Consider the following 2397-nt stretch of genomic DNA (forward strand, 5'->3'; position numbering starts at 1 on the left):
GGCGCGGTTGGCCGAAGTGGGCGACACCGCGCGCACCCTGCTCGCCGATGTCGACGGATGGGCAGTGGTCGAGGAGGCGGAGGAACCCAGCGCGATCACCACGCTGGCGCCGGTCGACGGTGCCGATCCCGAAGCCGTACGGGCGTGGTTGCTCTCCGAGCGGCGCATTGTCACGACCTACGCGGGGGTGGCCCGGGCGCCTAGGGAACTCTCCGGGCCGGTGCTCAGGATCTCCCCGCACGTGGACACCACGGCCGAGGAGTTGAACGTTTTCGTCGACGAACTGATCGCCGCCACTGCGGCCACTAGCGCCTAGTGACGGATGCTTGAAGCGGCGGCTTCGCAGCAGCCGGTATGGCGTAAGAAAAAAACCAGACTTTTTGGGCACAAAACACGGTGCTTATTAGGCGCGTGTGCGGTAGCTTGTCGCTCCGTAACGCGCGCCGAGTTCGGGTTCGGGATCCTGTGACGGCACGCAGCTCAACGTTGAGTTGGTGAGAAAGGTTGCCGGATGAACTTCTCAGTGTTGCCGCCGGAGATCAATTCGCTCCGAATTTTCCTGGGCGCTGGCCCGGCGCCGATGCTGGAGGCGGCGGCAGCCTGGGATGGTCTGGCCGCTGAGTTGGACGCGGCCGCAGCATCGTTCGGCTCAGTGACCGCAGGGCTGGTGGGCTCCTCGTGGCAAGGCGCGGCCTCGCAAGCCATGGCCGCGGCTGCGGCTCCGTATGCCGGATGGCTGAGCGCGGTGACCGCGCAAGCCGAGCAGACGGCCGCACAGGCCAGGACGATGGCCAGCGCCTTCGAAGCGGTGCGGGCCGCGACGGTGCATCCCGCGATCATTGACGCCAACCGCTCGGGGTTGCTTTCGCTGGTACGAACCAACCTGTTCGGCTTCAACACCCCAGCTATCGCGGCTTTCGAGGCGGCATACGAGGAGATGTGGGCTACCGACGTGGCCGCGATGTTCGACTACTACGCCCAGGCCGCGGCTGCGGTTTCGACGTTGACGCCGTTCGCCCAGCCACTGCAAGGCTTGGCTGGTCTGGTGTCCCAAGTCGCCGGGGGGCCGGCGGCGGCCGCCGCCGCTCCCGCCGCCGCGGCCACGCGGTCCCTGCAACTCTCCCTCGGTTGGGCGAATCTGGGCGCTGGCGACTTCGGCTTCGGCAACCTCGGCTCGGGCAACATCGGCAATGGCAACTTCGGCCTCTCCAACCTCGGGTCGGCAAATCTGGGTGACTGGAATATCGGATTAGGCAATCTTGGTACCTCGAACATTGGGCTGGGCAACTTCGGCTTCGGGAACCAGGGTTTCGCCAACTCCGGCAATTTCAACATCGGCTTGGGTAACACCGGTAACAACAACATCGGCATCGGGCTTACCGGCAACAACCAATTCGGCATCAATCTGAACTCCGGCGCCGGCAACATCGGTTTGTTCAACTCGGGCACCGGTAATATCGGGTTCTTCAACTCCGGTACCGGAAACTACGGTCTGTTCAACTCCGGCAGCTTTAACACCGGCATCGGAAACTCCGGTATAGCCAACACCGGATTCTTCAACCCTGGCTCGATCAACACCGGAGCATTCAATGCCGGCGTCGCCAATACCGGCACCTACAACGCCGGCAGCTTCAATACGGGCGACGTCAACCCAGGTTCGTACAACACCGGCAGCTTCAATATCGGCAACACCAACACCGGCTATTCCAACTGGGGCAATTACAACACCGGTGCATTCAACAGCGGCAACATGAATAACGGCTTCGGGTGGACCGGCGACCAGCAGGGCGGGGTCTATTTCGCGGTCACCACGCCGGACATCCAACTGCCCCCGGTCGACATCTCGCAGATCTTGGTCGGCGCATTCGATCTGCCGCAGATCAACGTCCCGCCGATCCACATCGGCCCCTTCGTGTCACCCGAAGCACTGGTGGGTGCGTTCAACCTGCCTCAGATCACCGTCCCGCCGATCAACGTCGGAGCGTTCCTGTCGCCGGTGGCCTCGCTCAGCGCGTTTCAGACGCCGGCGATCACCTTGCCGTCGGTCAGTGTTCCGTCCGGTGCGACGCTGGCGAATCTCATGCTGGGCGCGTTCCAGACGCCGGCGATCACCTTGCCGTCGGTCAGTGTTCCGTCCGGTGCGACGCTGGCGAACCTCGTGGTGGGCGCGTTCCAGCTGCCGGAGATAACGATTCCGCCGGTCAATATCGCCTCCGGGTCGTTGCCACCGATCAGCGTGGGAGGATTCAGCCTGCCGCAGATCAATACGCCGGCAATAACGGTTCCCGGGATTCAACTACCGGAGATAACCATACCGGAATTCAATACGCCGCTGATAAAGATCACGCCGTGGAGCTTGCCCTCGATAACGGTCCCCAACTTCAGTTTCCCAACAAT

At 63.0% G+C, this 2397-nt stretch carries 1 protein-coding gene and 1 pseudogene; both read left to right on the top strand.

Annotated features, from left to right (window positions below; genetic code table 11):
- Positions 1-316: pseudogene (locus A9W95_RS18105) on the top strand (ergothioneine biosynthesis PLP-dependent enzyme EgtE); the annotation flags it as partial.
- A 195-nt stretch (positions 317-511) separates the two neighbouring features.
- A partial coding sequence (locus A9W95_RS18110; RefSeq protein ID WP_156746268.1) for a PPE family protein occupies positions 512-2397 on the top strand: 1886 nt, incomplete at its 3' end.

Source organism: Mycobacterium sp. 1423905.2 (assembly GCF_001673155.1).
Lineage (GTDB): Bacteria > Actinomycetota > Actinomycetes > Mycobacteriales > Mycobacteriaceae > Mycobacterium.